The sequence below is a fragment of the Streptomyces sp. NPDC048349 genome, from assembly GCF_040651925.1.
GTDB lineage: Bacteria > Actinomycetota > Actinomycetes > Streptomycetales > Streptomycetaceae > Streptomyces.
In genome coordinates this window covers 70142-86224 of record NZ_JBEZLA010000031.1, presented here as the reverse complement: position 1 = coordinate 86224, position 16083 = coordinate 70142, and the positions used below count along the sequence as shown (strand labels likewise).

General features: G+C 71.3%; 16 protein-coding genes. 9 read left to right on the top strand and 7 right to left on the bottom strand.

Going from position 1 to position 16083, the window contains the following annotated elements; genetic code table 11:
* The 6 genes from AB0D44_RS18735 to AB0D44_RS18710 all read left to right on the top strand — a co-directional run.
* On the top strand, positions 1–699 hold a 699-nt coding region (locus tag AB0D44_RS18735), incomplete at its 5' end, for a molybdopterin dinucleotide binding domain-containing protein (protein WP_362591797.1).
* Between the two features lie 6 nt (positions 700–705).
* Positions 706–1305, top strand: coding sequence for a 4Fe-4S dicluster domain-containing protein (locus tag AB0D44_RS18730; protein WP_362591794.1), 600 nt, complete (start codon positions 706–708; stop codon positions 1303–1305).
* Positions 1302–1961 (top strand): Rieske (2Fe-2S) protein, encoded by a 660-nt coding sequence (locus AB0D44_RS18725; protein WP_362591791.1) that lies wholly within the window; start codon positions 1302–1304, stop codon positions 1959–1961. Before AB0D44_RS18730 ends, AB0D44_RS18725 begins: the two co-directional genes overlap by 4 nt.
* Complete coding sequence (locus AB0D44_RS18720) at positions 1958–2326, top strand: hypothetical protein (RefSeq protein WP_362591789.1); 369 nt, start codon at positions 1958–1960, stop codon at positions 2324–2326. The genes AB0D44_RS18725 and AB0D44_RS18720 overlap by 4 nt, the downstream gene beginning before the upstream one ends.
* Before the next feature lie 2 nt (positions 2327–2328).
* A complete protein-coding gene (locus AB0D44_RS18715) occupies positions 2329–3756 on the top strand; it encodes a NarK family nitrate/nitrite MFS transporter (protein WP_362591787.1) in 1428 nt (475 codons plus the stop codon).
* A gap of 37 nt (positions 3757–3793) precedes the next feature.
* A complete protein-coding gene (locus AB0D44_RS18710) occupies positions 3794–3994 on the top strand; it encodes a hypothetical protein (RefSeq protein ID WP_362591784.1) in 201 nt (66 codons plus the stop codon).
* A 31-nt stretch (positions 3995–4025) separates the two neighbouring features.
* On the opposite strand, the gene mscL is transcribed toward AB0D44_RS18710, so the two are convergent.
* The 6 genes from mscL to AB0D44_RS18680 all read right to left on the bottom strand — a co-directional run bounded on the left by mscL (position 4026) and on the right by AB0D44_RS18680 (position 9995).
* On the bottom strand, positions 4026–4526 hold the full coding sequence (mscL, locus tag AB0D44_RS18705; protein WP_362591781.1) for a large conductance mechanosensitive channel protein MscL: 501 nt from the start codon (positions 4524–4526) through the stop codon (positions 4026–4028).
* 123 nt (positions 4527–4649) lie between these two features.
* Positions 4650–5225, bottom strand: coding sequence for a hypothetical protein (locus AB0D44_RS18700; protein WP_362591778.1), 576 nt, complete (start codon positions 5223–5225; stop codon positions 4650–4652).
* A gap of 242 nt (positions 5226–5467) precedes the next feature.
* Positions 5468–6301: an S-methyl-5'-thioadenosine phosphorylase gene (locus tag AB0D44_RS18695; RefSeq protein WP_362591775.1), complete on the bottom strand. Its 834-nt coding sequence runs from the start codon at positions 6299–6301 to the stop codon at positions 5468–5470.
* Between the two features lie 81 nt (positions 6302–6382).
* Positions 6383–6691, bottom strand: coding sequence for an FmdB family zinc ribbon protein (locus tag AB0D44_RS18690; RefSeq protein WP_362591773.1), 309 nt, complete (start codon positions 6689–6691; stop codon positions 6383–6385).
* A 67-nt stretch (positions 6692–6758) separates the two neighbouring features.
* Positions 6759–8111, bottom strand: a complete 1353-nt coding sequence (locus AB0D44_RS18685; RefSeq protein WP_362591771.1) for an MFS transporter — start codon at positions 8109–8111, stop codon at positions 6759–6761.
* Between the two features lie 393 nt (positions 8112–8504).
* Positions 8505–9995, bottom strand: a complete 1491-nt coding sequence (locus AB0D44_RS18680) for a potassium/proton antiporter (protein ID WP_362591768.1) — start codon at positions 9993–9995, stop codon at positions 8505–8507.
* Between the two features lie 269 nt (positions 9996–10264).
* Here AB0D44_RS18680 and AB0D44_RS18675 point away from each other — a divergent pair, with 269 nt between their 5' ends.
* Entirely contained in the window at positions 10265–13096 is a 2832-nt protein-coding gene (locus AB0D44_RS18675; RefSeq protein WP_362591763.1) for a penicillin acylase family protein, read from the top strand.
* On the opposite strand, the gene AB0D44_RS18670 is transcribed toward AB0D44_RS18675, so the two are convergent.
* Complete coding sequence (locus AB0D44_RS18670) at positions 13093–13701, bottom strand: 5-formyltetrahydrofolate cyclo-ligase (RefSeq protein ID WP_362591760.1); 609 nt, start codon at positions 13699–13701, stop codon at positions 13093–13095. The two genes, AB0D44_RS18675 and AB0D44_RS18670, sit on opposite strands and share 4 nt — an antisense overlap.
* 95 nt (positions 13702–13796) lie before the next feature.
* On the opposite strand from AB0D44_RS18670, the gene galU reads away from it, so the two are divergent.
* Both galU and glp read left to right on the top strand, forming a co-directional pair.
* On the top strand, positions 13797–14699 hold the full coding sequence (gene galU, locus AB0D44_RS18665) for a UTP--glucose-1-phosphate uridylyltransferase GalU (RefSeq protein ID WP_362591757.1): 903 nt from the start codon (positions 13797–13799) through the stop codon (positions 14697–14699).
* 4 nt (positions 14700–14703) lie between these two features.
* Entirely contained in the window at positions 14704–16050 is a 1347-nt protein-coding gene (glp, locus tag AB0D44_RS18660) for a gephyrin-like molybdotransferase Glp (protein WP_362591755.1), read from the top strand.
* Positions 16051–16083: the final 33 nt, after the last annotated feature.

Genomic DNA, 16083 nt, shown 5'->3' with positions numbered 1-16083 from the left:
CGCGAGGTCTTCGAAGAACTGCGCATCGCCTCGGCCGGCACGGTCAACGACTACTACGGCATCACCTACGAACGTCTCGAGCAGACCGGCGGGATCATGTGGCCCTGTCCGTCCACCGAGCACCCCGGTACTCCGCGGCTGTTCGAGGGCGGCAGGACCTACCACCCCGACGGCAAGATCCACCTGCAGGTCGTCGAGTGGCACGCGCCCATGGACCCCTACACCGAGGAGTTCCCCCTTTCCCTCACCACCGGCCGCACCGTCGCGCACTTCCTCTCCGGCAACCAGACCCGCCGCCTGGGCGCCCTGGTCGAACAGACCCCACGCCCCTGGGTGGAGGTGCACCCCTCGCACGGCTTCAAGGACGGCGACCCGGTCCGGGTGGTCACCCGCCGCGGCAGCGAGGTCTTCCCGGCCCTGGTCACCGAGGCGATCCGGCCCGACACCGTCTTCATCCCGTACCACTGGCCCGTCCCGACGGCGGCCAACGCCCTGACCGTGGACGCCCTCGACCCCCGGTCGAAGATCCCCGAGTACAAGGTGTGCGCCGCCCGGGTCGAGGCCGGCGAACGGATCGACGAGGTCCCCGCGCCGCCCGCCCCGCCCGGCCGCGAGGCCTATCCGCAGGCCCAGGTCTCCCGCACCGACCCCCTGCCCCCCACGTCCCCGCAGGGCCGTGGCACGGCGGAAAGGAGCTGACCCGCCATGATGGGCCGCACGATCTTCATCGACCCGGGTCGCTGCATCGGCTGCCAGGCCTGCGTCTCCGCCTGCCGCGAATGCGACTCCCACCGCGGCAAATCGATGATCCACCTGGACTACACCGACCCCGGCACGTCCGTCGCCTCCCTCCCGACCGTCTGCATGCACTGCGAGGACCCGGTCGCCCCCTGCGCCGAGGTCTGCCCCGCCGACGCGATCCTGGTGACCGCCGACGGCGTGGTCCAGCAGGCCGACACCACCCGCTGCATCGGCTGCGCGAACTGCGTCAACGCCTGCCCCTTCGGCGTCCCGAAGATCGACCTCCAAGCGAAGCTGCAGATGAAGTGCAACCTCTGCTACGACCGCACCGCCTACGGGCTGGCACCCATGTGCGCCACGGTCTGCCCCACCGGCGCCCTGTTCTACGGAACCCTCGAGGAGCTCCAGGCCGAACGCCCCGGAGTCCAGGTCGCCGACTCCTTCGCCTTCGGCGACGTGATGGTCAGCACCGGCGTGGCGATGGTCGTCCCCGCCGACAAGGTCCAGTGGCCGGTCCCCGGCGGCCTGCCCGTGGTCGAGGTGAACGGAGTGGACGTCCGATGAGCGTCACCGAGCAGCCGGCTCCGGCGCCCGGCCAGGATCCCGACGGCGACGCCGCCGCGGACCAGCTGCGCGACCGGATCAGCGCCGACTCCCTCACCACCCGCCGCGACTACCTGCGGATCGTCGCCACCGTCTCCGGCGGCCTGGCCGTCGGCGGTGTCGGCGTCGCCGCCGGCATCCTGCACCGGCACGGCGACAGCGAGAAGCTGCCCGAGGCCAAGCTGGTCGCCGAGCGGCTGGAGCCCGGTCAGTCCGTCGCCTTCCGCTTCCCCGAAGAGGAGGACCGGGCCCTGGCCGTGCGGCTGGCCGACGGCACCCTCGTCGGTTACTCGGCCGTCTGCACCCACCTGGCCTGCGCCGTGCTCTGGCGCGAGGACCGGGGCGCCGACGGAGAGCTGTACTGCCCCTGCCACGAGGGCGTCTTCGACGTCCGCACCGGCGAGGTGACCGCGGGGCCGCCGCCCCGCCCCCTCCCCATGGTCTTCCTGACCGAGCAGGCCGACGGCAGCGTCTGGGCCATCGCCACCGCCCGGTCGGGAGAGCCGGCCAAGGACGCCCTGTGCCGGCAGTTCGGCGATTCCCGCCCCGAGACGGCCGCCAGGCTCGGCTGCCCCGGAGCCGATCGCGCCACCGCGAACGAAAGCGGGCGCACGTGAGCGACGCACAGCTGCCTCCGCGACCCGACTACCACCCGGGCAGTGCCCAGCCCCGGCTGAACCGGCCGGTGCGCGAGCGGTATCCGCAGATCCGCTCCACCAGCGGCTACGGGGACCCCCGGATCCGGCACACGGGCCCCGGCCCGGGCGCCGGCACCGAACAGGAGCCGGAGCGGTCCTCGAAGCTGAACGCCCGTCTGGCCCTGGCCCTGACCGTGGTCATCGGACAGCTCTGGGCGCTGACCGTGACCGTCAACGAGTGGATGAAGGGCAACACCGGCACGGCCTGGTGGGGTGCGGGATTCCTGCTCCTCTCCTTCCTCGTCGTGATCGCGCTGTGGCTCCTCGACCCGAAGGACCGATGACCATGTCGATACGCACGAACACCGAATCCCAGGTGCGCTCGCACCGCGCGGAGACCTACAAGCCCGGCGCGACCATCGGCGACTGGCGGCCCGAGGACGACGGCTTCTGGCAGACCACCGGCCGCAAGGTCGCCCAGCGCAACCTCTGGATCTCCATCCCCGCGCTGATGCTCGGCTTCGTGGTCTGGCAGGTCTGGTCGGTCACCGTGGTCAAGCTCAACGACGTCGGCTTCGGCTTCTCCAAGTCGCAGCTGTTCTGGCTGACCGCCATCCCCGGCATCACCGGCGGCACCTTCCGGATCCTTTACACCTTCATCGGGCCGAACTTCGGCGAGCGGAAGTTCACCGCCTTCAGCACGGTCATCCTGGTCGTTCCGATGCTGTGGCTGGGCTTCGCGCTCCAGGACACCGGCACCCCGTACTGGGAGCTGGCACTGATCGCGGCCGTGTGCGGCATCGGCGGAGCCAACTTCGCCTCCTCGATGGCCAACATCGGCTTCTTCTTCCCCAAGCGGGAGAAGGGCAGCGCCAACGGCCTCAACGGTGGGCTCGGCAACCTCGGCGTGAGCGTGGTCCAGCTGGTCGCCCCGCTGGTGGTGACGGCCGCCGTACTCGGTGCCCCGGCCGGGGGTCCCCAGCACGACGCCAAGGAGAACACCGACATCTGGCTCCAGAACGGCGCCTTCCTGTGGGTGCCGCTGCTGGTGATCATGGCGCTGCTCGCCTGGTTCCTGATGAACGACCTCAAGGTGGCCGCGGCACCCTTCAGCCAGCAGAAGATCATCTTCAAGCGCAAGCACAACTGGCTGATGACCTGGCTCTATGTCGGCACCTTCGGGTCCTTCATCGGCTTCGCCGCGGGCCTGCCCCTGCTGATCAAGAACAACTTCGAGGCACAGGGCTACCACGCCACCACCTATGCGTGGATCGGCCCCTTCATCGGCGCGCTGATGCGCTGGGCCGGCGGATGGCTCTCCGACAGGATCGGCGGCGCCAGGGTCACCATGCTGTCCTTCGTCGGCATGGCGGCCTCGCTGGTGGTGGTGATCTTCGCGCTGCCGCACAGCGGTGACCAGGGCAGCTTCTGGGCGTTCTTCCTCGGCTTCCTGGCGGCCTTCGCCTTCTCCGGCCTCGGCAACGGCTCGACCTTCCGGCAGATCCCGGTGATCTTCCGCGACCAGCACATGCGGCAGGCCGAGGGCGAGGGGCCCGAGGCGCAGGGCGCCGCGCTGAAGCAGTCCGAGATGGAAGCGGGCGCCGTCACCGGCTTCTCCTCCGCCATCGCCGCCTACGGGTTCTTCTTCATCCCCGCGATGTTCGCCGCCATGGCGGTCACGCACGCCCTGTGGATGTTCATCGGCTTCTACGCGACCTGCCTGGCGGTGTGCTGGTGGTTCTACGCCCGCAAGGGCGCCGAGGCCCCCAGCTGAGCGGGGGCGCCACCGGGGGCGGCCGTACTCTGGAGGCATGAGCACCCCCGCCGCCCCCGACCCGCAGCAGGCCTCCGCTGCGCCGCCGAAGCCCAAGCCCCGGCTCGTCTTCGACGACCCGCTGGACCAGCAGTCCTCGGACGACACCGACCGGGGCTGGGGCGAGCGCCCGCCCGCCGGCGGAAGCGCGGCCGACCTGGCCCGCTTCCTCGACGAGAAGCCCCCGCACCACATCTGAGCCGCCGAGGCGGCCCGGGCCGACCGGTCGGCTAGAACGCGTCGCGCGGTGCCGGCGCCCCGGCCCTCCCGCCGCCGGCCCCGCGCTGCGCGACCAGCTCGTCCCGGATGTCCTTGAGGACCTCCAGCTCCGTGATCTCCATGGTCTCCTGGACGCCCTCCCGGGCCTTGCGGCGCGCCTCCACCTTGGCGAGGTACTTCGCCATCGGCAGGACCATGAGGAAGTACACGACGGCCGCGGTGATCAGGAAGGTGAGCGCGGCGTTGAGCACCGAGCCCCACAGGATCTCGACGCCGGTGGGCTGGCCGGCGGCGTCGATGCCGCAGGGGTCCTTCAGGCAGGACTTGTAGACGTCCAGGTTCTTGGTCCCGATGGCTCCCACCAGCGGGCTGATGATGCCCTTGACGATCGAGTTCACGATGTTCGTGAACGCCGCGCCGATGACCACGGCGACCGCGAGGTCGACCACGTTGCCGCGCATCAGGAAGGCCTTGAAGCCCGCCAGGACGCTCTCCTGCTTCTTCTCGCTCACCACTGAGCCCTTCTCCACTTGTGCCGAACACGGAGCCAACGGTTCCGAAAACTACGGCAGTCCGGTCGCGGTATGTCCAATCGCCCCCCTCGCCGAGGTGACTTGACCGGCCCCACGTGCGAATCAACACAGCGTCACCGCCAGCCGCGCCGTCGCGCCCGCTCCCACGAGGGCCCGCGCGGTGTCCCGGGGCACGGAAAGGACCACCAGCGCCCCACCGTCACCGGCCCCGACACCCTGGTCCGGCGCGGGCACTTCGGCAACCCGGGCCCCCGCGGCCACCACCCTCGGCGGGCCCGCGCGCTCCGCCGCGACCACGTCGACCCGGACCCCGGGCCGCAGCAGCCGCACCGTCGCCGCGTCCGCGATGCGCACCGGGGCCGATACCAGCCGCACCGCCGCGGGCGGAGCGGCGCCCCGGGAGCCCCCTGCCTCCGGTGGCACGACCCCTCGCGAGGCCTGCGCCTCCGTCCCGCCCACGGCCATGGCCGCCGCCGCGACGGCCAGCCCCGCCGCGACGGTCCGCCGCCGGCGCCGCAGGGCCCTGCGCAGCCGGTCGCCGCCCCGCCCGACCCGCAGCGGGGGAAAGGAGGGAACGGGGCGCGCGGGAGGACATGCGGACGAGCACACCGGGGCGGGATCGCCGGCGGGAACGGGGGAAGGGGAGAGGGCTGAAGAGAACGCGGACGTACGGGACATGAGGGCCACCACCAGTCGGACCGAGTCGCTGTGCCCGGACCCTGCGCCCGGACACACCCCACGATCCGGCCTTCCGCCGACTCCCGCTCCGGCCTGTGGACGATCCCCAGGTTGTGGACAACCCCGTCACCCGCACGTGTCAGACCCCGGCCAGGACGGGCCCCGGCCAGGACGGGCCTCCGGCCAGGACAAGCCCCGGCCGGGACGGGCACCCGGCCGGGACGGGCCCCGGAGAGCCGCGGCTACGGCAGCTCGATGCCCAGGTCCCAGCCGTCGTGTGCGTGGGTGCACAGGCAGGCGCGCGACTCCGTCGACGGAAGGGCGGCCACCGCGTCGAAGAGGACCTCGCGCAGTCGGCCGACGTTCTCGCCGAAGACCCTCAGGACCTCCGTGTGGGACACGCCCTCGCCGGTTTCGGCGCCCGCGTCCAGGTCCGTCACCAGCGCCATCGAGGTGTAGCAGAGCCCCAGCTCCCGGGCGAGCACCGCCTCCGGGTGGCCGGTCATGCCGACCACCGACCAGCCCGCCGCCGCGTGCCAGCGCGACTCCGCGCGCGTGGAGAACCGCGGCCCCTCGATCACGACCATCGTCCCGCCGTCCACCGGCTCCCACTCCCGGCCCCGGGCCGCCGCCAGAGCGACCGACCGTCCCACCGGGCAGTACGGGTCCGCGAAGGTGGTGTGCACGACGTTCGGCACGGAACCGTCGGGCAGCGGCTCGCCGTCGAAGAAGGTCTGCGCCCGGGACTTCGTGCGGTCGACCAGCTGGTCGGGGACGAGCAGCGTGCCCGGGCCGTACTCGGTCCGCAGGCCGCCGACGGCGCACGGGCCCAGTACCTGGCGGACGCCGACCGAGCGCAGCGCCCACAGGTTGGCCCGGTAGTTGATCTTGTGCGGCGGGACGGTGTGGCTGCGCCCGTGCCGGGGCAGGAAGGCCACCTGCCGGCCGGCCAGCTCGCCCACGTACAGGGAGTCGCTCGGGGGCCCGTACGGGGTCTCCACCTGGATCTCGGAGACGTCCTCCAGGAAGGAGTAGAAGCCCGAACCGCCGATGACACCGATCTCTGCGTTCACCATGCAGCCACCCTAACGGGGGTATGCGAAAGGCCCCGCTGCCCGGAGGGCGGCGGGGCCTTTCGACGAGTGGGCGCGCGGCCGTCAGGCGGCCGAGCTGGAGCTGCTGCCCGTGCTCGACGAGGTCGAGGCGGAGGAAGCGGCGGGGGCGGCGGCAGCCGTGGACGTCGACGGGGTCGTGGCGGGCTTCGAGGCAGGAGTGCTGCTCGACGAAGCGCCACGGCTGTCGTTCCGGTAGAAACCGGAGCCCTTGAAGACGATTCCGACCGCGGAGAACACCTTCTTCAGGCGTCCGTCACAGCTGGGGCACACGGTCAGCGCGTCATCGGTGAACTTCTGCACGGCCTCAAGGCCCTCACCGCATTCGGTGCACTGGTACTGGTAGGTCGGCACGAATTTCCTCCTGGCACTCTCACTCAATGAGTGCTAACGACGCTCCATGGTGACGTATTCCGGCGGATCAGTCCACCGTCACCGGCACGCGGTGACCCATCCCACGCTCGTTCACCCGGTTACGGGAGGCCGGGGCAGCGGCCGGTGCGGCCGCCGGGGCCGAGGAGTTCACGATCCGGCTCGGAGCCTTCGGGGCCAACTTGGCGCGCAGGGCCAGCAGCGTGACCAGGGCCAGCGCAGTGGCGGCCATGGGGACGAGGAAGCCGTACGAGGACCCGTGCGCGTCCGTCAGGCGGCCGGCCAGGGTGACGGCGACGGCCTGCCCGAAGGCGACCGCGCCGGTCAGCCAGGTGAAGGCCTCGGTGCGCGAGGCGGCCGGGATCAGCTGCTCGATCATCGTGTAGCCGGTGATCAGCGCCGGGGCGATGCACAGGCCGACGACCAGGCCGAGGGCACCCAGCACGATCACCGAGTTCGCGGCCCACAGGACCGAGGCCGCGGCGGTGAGGCCGACGTAGCCCAGGATCAGGCGGCGGCGCGGGCCGATCTTCCAGGCGATGGCGCCCATGGCGATGCCGGCGACCATGTTGCCCGCGGCGAAGACGCCGTAGAGCAGGCCGTTGGCGCCCGGGTTGCCGATCTCGTTGGAGAAGGCGGCGAGCGAGACCTGCATGCCGCCGAAGACGGCGCCGATCCCGAGGAAGGCGACGATCAGGACGCGCAGGCCCGGGAAGGACAGGGCGGAGGCGTGCTTCTCGCCGTCGGCCGGGCGGCCGGCCGGCTTGGGCTGCGTGGCGCGCTGCGCGGCGAAGACGAGCCCGCCGACGAGCGTGAGGGTGGCCTCGGTGATCAGGCCCGCCGAGGGGTGGACCTGGGTGCACAGGAAGGTCGCGAGCACCGGCCCGACGACGAAGGTGAACTCGTCGGTGACGGACTCGAACGCGGCCGCGGTCGGCAGCAGCGGGGAGCCCTCCAGCTTGGCGGCCCAGCGGGCGCGGACCATCGGGCCGGCCTGCGGGACGGAGGCGCCGGCGGGGACGGCGGCCAGCACCAGTGCCCACACCGGGGCGCCGAGCAGGGCGAGGCCGACCAGGGCGCCGACCGAGGCGGTGTGCGTCAGGGCGGCCGGAACCAGGACGGCGCTCTGGCCGAACCGGTCGGTGAACTTGCCCATCAGCGGGGCGAACAGCGCCATGGACACGCCGGTGACGGCGGTGACGACGCCGGCACTGCCGTAGGAACCGGTGGTGTGCTGGACGAGCAGGAGGATGCTGACGGTGAGCATCCCGAAGGGGAGCCGGGCGGCGAAGCCGGGGAGGACGAAGCCCAGGGCGCCGGGAGTGCGCAGGAGCTGCCCGTAGCCGGGGCGGGCGGACGTGGTGGACGTGGCGGATGTTCCGGTCGTGACCGCGGATGTCACGGCCTTGCCTTTCCGCTGCCTGGTAGAGCGTCCCCGTCTGCGGACGGTGCGTCGCCTTGTGAGCGACCGCACCCGTACATGTGGGAGCCCCGAGAGCTGTCCTCTTGCGCAGAACCGAGTGATACCTGGGCGCCCACTGCGGGGGGAGCCACGGCCGCTTTGCGGTCGCGCCAGCTCTGCGTCAGGCAGAGTTGGTTCGATCTGTTGTGCCTTTATCGTACAGGGGAACCCGCTACCACGCCCTGTGATTGCGCTGACAAGGCATGTCTTCACCTGTGATTAACGGGCCTGTCACGGGCGGAGACCAGCCAAAACAGGGACATAAGCGGACGAGTGCCACCGAAAATGGCCGAATTAGAACGTCGCTCTAAAGGTGCATTCCACCGGGACGCGTCAGCGGCGCGAGCCCGGCGACCCGTTCCCGTTGGTTCCCAGCCACCCCGCCAGCTTGCCCCCGCGGGCCACCGCGCGCAGCCGCGCCTCGGCGGCGTCCCGGACCGGATCCGTGGCCACCACCAGCAGCTCGTCCCCGCGCCGCAGCACCGTCGAGGGCAGCGGTACGAAGCTCTTGCCCTCCCGGACCACGAGCGTGACCGAGGCCCCCGGCGGCAGCCGCAGCTCGCTCACCTCGACACCGTGCATCCGCGAGGCCGGCGGGATCGCGAAGGAGAGCAGGTGACCGCGCAGCTTCTCCAGCGGCGCCGACTCGATCCCGAGGTCCGAGGCGGTCTCGTCGGTCCGGCCGAGCTCCAGCTTGCGCGCCAGCCAGGGCAGGGTCGGCCCCTGCACCAGGGTGTAGACGACGACCAGGACGAAGACGATGTTGAAGACGCGGTCGCTGCCCTCGATCCCGGAAACCATCGGGATCGTGGCCAGGATGATGGGCACGGCTCCGCGCAGCCCGGCCCAGGACATCAGGGCCTGCTCCCGCCAGGGGATCCGGAAGGGCAGCAGGCTGACGAGGACTTCCAGCGGCCGCGCCACCATCGTGAGGACCAGCCCGATGATCACGGCGGGCCAGAAGTCGTGCACCAGCTCGTGCGGGGTGACCAGCAGGCCGAGCAGGACGAACATGCCGATCTGGGCGATCCAGCCGAGCCCGTCCGCGAACCCCCGGGTGGCGGGCCAGTGCGGGAGCTTGGCGTTGCCGAGCACCATCGCCGCCAGGTACACGGCGAGGAAGCCCGAGCCGTGCGCCATCGCGCCCGCCGCGTACGCCGTCACGGCGATCGCCATCACGGCGATGGGGTAGAGGCCCGAGGCGGGCAGGGCCACGTGCCGCAGCCCGTACGAGCCGAGGAACCCCACCGTCAGGCCGATCGCGGCGCCGATGGCCAGCTCCAGGGCGATCTTGCCGAGCAGGACGTACCAGTCGTCGATGGGGCCGACGGCTGCGAAGGCCACGACCAGGATGACGACGGGTGCGTCGTTGAAGCCGGACTCCGCCTCCAGGACACCCGTGATCCGGGAGGGGAGGGGGACCTTGCGCAGGACGGAGAAGACGGCCGCCGCGTCGGTCGAGGAGACGACCGCGCCGATCAGCAGGGCCTGGCGCCATTCCAGGCCGACCAGGTAGTGCGCCCCCGCGGCCGTGATGCCGACACTGACCGCGACGCCCACCAGCGACAGCACGATCGCCGCCGGGAGGGCCGGTTTGATCTCTTTCCACTTGGTGCCCAGACCACCCTCGGCGAGGATCACGACGAGTGCGGCATAACCGATGACCTGCGTCAGCTCGGCATTGTCGAATACGACGTTGCCGATGCCGTCCTGGCCTATCGCGATGCCTATGCCGAGGTAGATGAGCAGGCTGGGGAGGCCGCTGCGTGAAGAAATGCGTACCGCCGCGACGGCGACGAGCAGCACGAGCGAGCAGACCAGCAAAAGCTCATTGAGCGTGTGGACAGTCAGCGGGCGACCCTTCCTCAAGGCACGCGGAGGACCCGGCGGATCGTTCCTCCAGCGGCAGGTTCGGCACGTAGTTCGTTACCTTACCTAATCTTTGACGTTCTCTTTACGCGCTAGCCACATTGTGAAACGTCCGTTCGCCCCTGTCCTTGCCAGCTCCACCCCTGGCGGATCAACGAGTCGGGTCCTGCGCCTATGGTTGCTCCCAGCACTCCCAGGACCACCCTGCCCCTCTAAGGACAGCGATGCCCGCCAACGAAACCGCTCCTTCCGTCAAGAAGAAGGGACGACGTGCCCGTCTGATCGTGCTCGTGCTGGTCCTGGCGCTCTTCGCGGGCCTCGGCTACGGGGCGTACTGGGGCGTGGACAGCGTGCGCGCCTCCTTCCCCCAGACGACCGGCTCACTCAAGGTGCCGGGCCTCACCGGGACCGTCGACGTCAAGCGCGATGCCCACGGCATCCCCCAGCTCTACGCCGACAACGACGACGACCTCTTCCGCGCGCAGGGCTTCGTGCACGCGCAGGACCGGTTCTGGGAGATGGACGTACGCCGCCACATGACCTCCGGGCGGCTCTCGGAGATGTTCGGCGCCGGCCAGGTCGAGACCGACGCCTTCCTGCGGACGCTCGGCTGGCGCCAGGTCGCCCAGGCCGAGTACGACAACAAGCTCTCGCCCGAGACCAAGAAGAACCTGCAGTCCTACGCCGACGGGGTCAACGCGTACCTGAAGGGGAAGTCCGGCAAGGACCTCTCCGTCGAGCACGCCGCCCTCAAGCTCAGCGACGACTACCGGCCCGAGCAGTGGTCGCCGGTGGATTCGGTGGCCTGGCTCAAGGCGATGGCGTGGGACCTGCGCGGCAACATGCAGGACGAGATCGACCGCGCGCTGATGTCGAGCAAGCTCACGCAGGCGCAGATCGACGAGCTCTACCCGCCCTACCCCTTCGACCGGAACAAGCCCGTCGTCGACGGCGGCAAGATCGAGGGCGGCAAGTACGTACCCCCGGGCTCCGGCTCCGCCGGCGGCTCCGGCGCGGGCGGCCGCCCCGCCACCGGGTCCCAGGCCTCCGCCGCGACCGGCAGCGGCAACGGCACCGGCCTCGCCGACAACGCCACCGCCCAGGGCGCGACCGTCGGCCTGCGCACGCAGCTGACCTCCCTGGCCGAGACCCTCGACGAGATCCCCGCGATCCTCGGCCCCAACGGCAGCGGCATCGGATCGAACTCCTGGGTGATCTCGGGCAGCTACACGACCACCGGCAAGCCGCTGCTGGCGAACGACCCGCACCTGTCGCCCCAGCTGCCCTCGGTCTGGTACCAGATGGGCCTGCACTGCCGCACCGCCTCGGCCCAGTGCCAGTACGACGTGTCCGGCTACACCTTCTCCGGCATGCCCGGCGTGGTCATCGGCCACAACGCCGACATCGCCTGGGGCATGACCAACCTAGGGGCGGACGTCACCGACCTCTACCTGGAGCAGGTCAAGCCCGAGGGCTACGTCTACGACAACAAGGTGGTGCCCTTCACCACCCGTGACGAGGTCATCAAGGTCGCGGGCGGCGCGAGCAAGAAGATGACCGTCCGCATCACCAACAACGGCCCGCTCGTCTCCGACCGCAGCGACGAGCTCGGCACGGTCGGCTCCCGCGCCCCCGTCGCCAGCTCCGCCCCGGACCGCGGGAACGGCTACGCCGTCGCCCTGCGCTGGACCGCCCTGGAGCCGGGCAAGTCGATGGACGCGGTCTTCAAGCTGAACAAGGCCAAGGACTTCAACGAGTTCCGCAAGGCCGCCGCCGACTTCGAGGTGCCCTCCCAGAACCTGATCTACGCCGACGGCAAGGGCCAGTCCGGCAACATCGGCTACCAGGCCCCGGGCCGGATCCCGGTCCGCGGCGCCGGCGACGGCCGGATGCCCGCGCCCGGCTGGGACTCCAAGTACGCCTGGAAGACCGACAAGGCCGGCAACGTCGAGTACATCCCGCAAAGCGAGCTGCCCTACGAGTCCAACCCCTCGCGCGGCTACATCGTCACCGCCAACCAGGCGGTCGTGGAGAGCGGCACCGGCGCCGGCAAGTACCCCTACCTGCTCACCACCGACTGGGGCTACGGCGCCCGCAGCCAGCGGATCAACGACCTCATCGAGGCGAAGATCAAGGACAGCGGCAAGATCTCGACCGACGACATGCGCGCCATGCAGATGGACAACAGCAGCGAGATCGCCGCGCTGCTGACCCCGATGCTGGCCAAGATCGAGGTCTCCGACCCGGACGTGCGCTCCGCGCAGAAGCTCCTGGAGGGCTGGAACTACACCCAGGAGAACGACTCGGCGGCCGCCGCCTACTTCAACGCGGTCTGGCGCAACATCCTCAAGCTGGCCTTCGGCGACAAGATGCCCAAGGAGCTGCGGATCGAGGGCAGCTGCATGAACGTCCGCGACGACAGCAGCGGTCCGGCCGACGAGCTCGCCGAGGTGGTCCGCGAATGCGGCGCCCGCGACTCCGACTCGGCGCAGCCGGACGGCGGCGACCGCTGGTTCGAGGTGGTCCGCCGCCTGGTCAAGGACGAGAAGTCGCCGTGGTGGAGCGCGCCCAGGAAGGGCTACGCCCAGCCGGCGACCACCACCCGCGACGAGCTGTTCGCCCGGGCCATGGAGGACGCCCGCTGGGAGCTGACCGCCAAGCTCGGCAAGGACCAGTCCACCTGGAGCTGGGGCCGGCTGCACCAGCTCACGCTGAAGAACCAGACCATCGGCACCGAGGGCCCCGGCTTCCTGCAGTGGCTCCTCAACCGCGGCCCGTGGAACCTGGGCGGCGGCGAGGCCACCGTCAACGCCACCGGCTGGAACGCGTCCAGCGGCTACGGGGTCACCTGGGTGCCGTCGATGCGGATGGTCGTGAACCTCAACGACCTCGACAAGTCGCGCTGGATCAACCTGACGGGCGCCTCGGGGCACGCGTACAACTCGCACTACACGGACCAGACGACGATGTGGGCCAAGGGCGAGCTGCTGGACTGGCCGTTCGGCAAGGACGCCGTGGACAGGGCGACCGTCGACACCCTGACCCTCAAGCCCTAGAAACGCAGCACCCCGGAAGGGGTGGCGACCGCCTGGACGGGGTGGTCGTGCGGTTCCTCCGGGACCCGCGCGACCACCTCGTCGTCGTAGAGGAGCACCACCAGCGCCGGACGGGCCCCGGCGCGCTCCAGCCGCTCCAGGACCCGGTCGTACGAGCCCCCGCCGCGGCCCAGCCGCATCCCGCGGCCGTCCACCGCGAGCCCGGGCAGCAGCACGGCGTCGGCCGCGGTCACCGCGTCCGGCCCGAGCGCCGGGCCGGTGGGCTCCAGCAGCCGCATCTTCCCCGGGTGCGCGGCCTCGGCGAGGCCGTGCGGGCCCTCGTACGCGGCCCAGTCGAGGTCGTTGTCGGGGAGCAGCAGGGGCAGCAGCACCCTCTTGCCGGCCGCGCGCAGGGCGTCGAGCAGGGCGCGGGTGCCCGGTTCCGTGCCGACGGACACGTACGCCGCCACCGTTTGGGCACCGGCCAGTTCGGGTAGCTCGAGGGCCGTGACGGCGAGCGCCTCGGCGGCCGCGCGGCGGGCGTCGGGGGACAAGGCGCGGCGGGCGGCGAGGAGTTCCCGGCGCAGTCGAGCCTTCCTGGAAACGGGATGCGGGTTCTCTGTCACAGCGGATTCAAATATCCTCGGGAAATCGGCACATAAGTGGACCTACCTACTGCGATCTGGCCAGGCGTTCGGTAGGACCCACTATCGTTCGGGGCATGACTATGTTGCACCCCGTGATCAAGAAGGCCGTGATTCCGGCCGCGGGCCTCGGCACTCGCTTCCTTCCGGCGACCAAGGCGACCCCGAAGGAAATGCTCCCCGTTGTGGACAAGCCGGCCATCCAGTACGTGGTCGAGGAAGCCGTGGCGGCCGGGCTCGACGACGTACTCATGATCACTGGGCGTAACAAGCGCGCTCTCGAAGACCACTTCGACCGGAACTACGAGCTGGAATCGGCCCTCACCGCCAAGGGCGACGACGACCGGCTGAAGAAGGTCCAGGAATCCAGCGACCTGGCCACCATGCACTACGTCCGCCAGGGCGACCCCCGGGGCCTGGGCCACGCCGTGCTGTGCGCCGAGCCGCACGTCGGCCGCGAGCCCTTCGCCGTCCTGCTCGGTGACGACCTCATCGACCCGCGCGACCCGCTGCTGCGTCAGATGGCGGAGATCCACGGCCGCACCGGCGGCACCGTCATCGCGCTCATGGAGGTGGACCCGGCCAACGTGCACCTCTACGGCTGCGCCGCCGTCGAGGCCACCGACGAGCAGGACGTGGTCCGCATCACCGGCCTCGTCGAGAAGCCGGACCCCGCGGACGCCCCCAGCAACTACGCGGTCATCGGACGGTACGTCCTCAACCCCGCGATCTTCGACATACTGCGGGAGACCGAGCCGGGCCGCGGTGGGGAGATCCAGCTCACCGACGCCCTGCAGAAGCTGGCCGCCGACGAGACCATCGGCGGTCCGGTGCACGGCGTGGTCTTCCGGGGCCGCCGCTACGACACCGGCGACCGCGGCGACTACCTGCGGGCCATCGTCCGCCTCGCGTGCGAGCGCGAGGACCTGGGCCCGGAGTTCCGCACCTGGCTTCACCGTTACGTCACGGAGGAGATGTAGCACCTTGAGCAGTTCCGCACCGCAGGACACCGGCCACCGCCTGTGGTCCGTGGACGAGCACCTCGCGGACGTCCTCGCCACCGTCCGGCCGCTGGAGCCCATCGAGCTCCAGCTGCTCGACGCCCAGGGCTGTGTCCTGGTCGAAGACGTCACCGTGCCCGTCGCCCTCCCGCCCTTCGACAACAGCTCCATGGACGGCTACGCCGTCCGTACGGCCGACGTCCAGGGCGCGAGCGAGGAGTTCCCCGCGGTGCTGACGGTCATCGGGGACGTCGCGGCGGGCAGCGGCGAGCTGCCCACCGTGGGCCCCGGCGAGGCCGCCCGCATCATGACCGGCGCCCCGCTGCCGCCCGGCGCGGAAGCCGTCGTACCGGTCGAGTGGACCGACGGCGGCACGGGCGGCGGCGCGGCCTCGGGCATGTCCCCGGCCAGCGCGGCCCCCGAGGGCGCGGGCGGCGAGGTGCGGGTGCACCGCCCCGCCGAGGCCCGGGCGCACGTCCGCTCGCGCGGCAGCGACGTCCAGGCCGGCGACCTGGCCCTGGCGGCCGGGACGGTCCTCGGACCGCCGCAGATCGCCCTGCTGGCCGCCATCGGGCGGGGCGCCGTACGGGTGCGGCCGCGCCCGCGCGTGGTCGTCCTGTCCACCGGCAGCGAGCTGGTCCAGCCGGGCGAGGCGCTGGCCTCCGGAACCATCTACGACTCCAACAGCTTCGCGCTGGCCGCGGCCGCGCGGGACGCCGGAGCCATCGCCTACCGGGTCGGCGCCGTCGCGGACGACGCCGACACCCTGCGTGCCACCATCGAGGACCAGCTGATCCGGGCCGACCTGCTGGTCACCACGGGCGGGGTCAGCGTCGGAGCCTACGACGTGGTCAAGGAGGCGCTCTCCTCCGTCGGCTCGGGCGACGCGGGCGCCGAGGACGTCGCCGGCGGCGGGATCGACTTCCGCAAGATCGCCATGCAGCCCGGCAAGCCGCAGGGCTTCGGCACCATCGGCCCGGACCACACCCCGCTGCTGGCGCTGCCCGGCAACCCGGTGTCCTCGTACGTCTCCTTCGAGCTGTTCGTGCGCCCCGCGATCCGGGCGCTCATGGGCCTGCCCGAGTCCGAGGTCGGCCGGCCGTCCGTCCGGGCGGTGCTCAAGGCCGACAAGGCGCTCGGCTCCCCGGCCGGCCGCCGGCAGTTCCTGCGCGGCAAGTACGACGCCGAGAGCGGAACGGTCAGCCCGGTCGGCGGCTCGGGTTCGCACCTGATCGCCGCACTGGCGCACGCCGACTCGCTGATGGTCGTACCGGAGGACGTCACCTCGGTGGAGCCCGGGAGCGAGCTGGAAGTGGTCCTGCTCGGCTGAAGTCCGGCCGGGGCGGGTAGCGTGTGTCGCACC

What these genes read in the sequence shown, in the direction of transcription:
- AB0D44_RS18725 (WP_362591791.1), top strand. Translation starts at nt 1,302, where the DNA reads ATGAGCGTCACCGAGCAGCCGGCTCCGGCGCCCGGCCAGGATCCCGAC.
- AB0D44_RS18700 (WP_362591778.1), bottom strand. Translation starts at nt 5,225, where the DNA reads ATGTCCCGTACGTCCGCGTTCTCTTCAGCCCTCTCCCCTTCCCCCGTT.
- AB0D44_RS18710 (WP_362591784.1), top strand. Translation starts at nt 3,794, where the DNA reads ATGAGCACCCCCGCCGCCCCCGACCCGCAGCAGGCCTCCGCTGCGCCG.
- AB0D44_RS18695 (WP_362591775.1), bottom strand. Translation starts at nt 6,301, where the DNA reads ATGGTGAACGCAGAGATCGGTGTCATCGGCGGTTCGGGCTTCTACTCC.
- AB0D44_RS18675 (WP_362591763.1), top strand. Translation starts at nt 10,265, where the DNA reads ATGCCCGCCAACGAAACCGCTCCTTCCGTCAAGAAGAAGGGACGACGT.
- AB0D44_RS18730 (WP_362591794.1), top strand. Translation starts at nt 706, where the DNA reads ATGATGGGCCGCACGATCTTCATCGACCCGGGTCGCTGCATCGGCTGC.
- AB0D44_RS18715 (WP_362591787.1), top strand. Translation starts at nt 2,329, where the DNA reads ATGTCGATACGCACGAACACCGAATCCCAGGTGCGCTCGCACCGCGCG.
- galU (WP_362591757.1), top strand. Translation starts at nt 13,797, where the DNA reads ATGACTATGTTGCACCCCGTGATCAAGAAGGCCGTGATTCCGGCCGCG.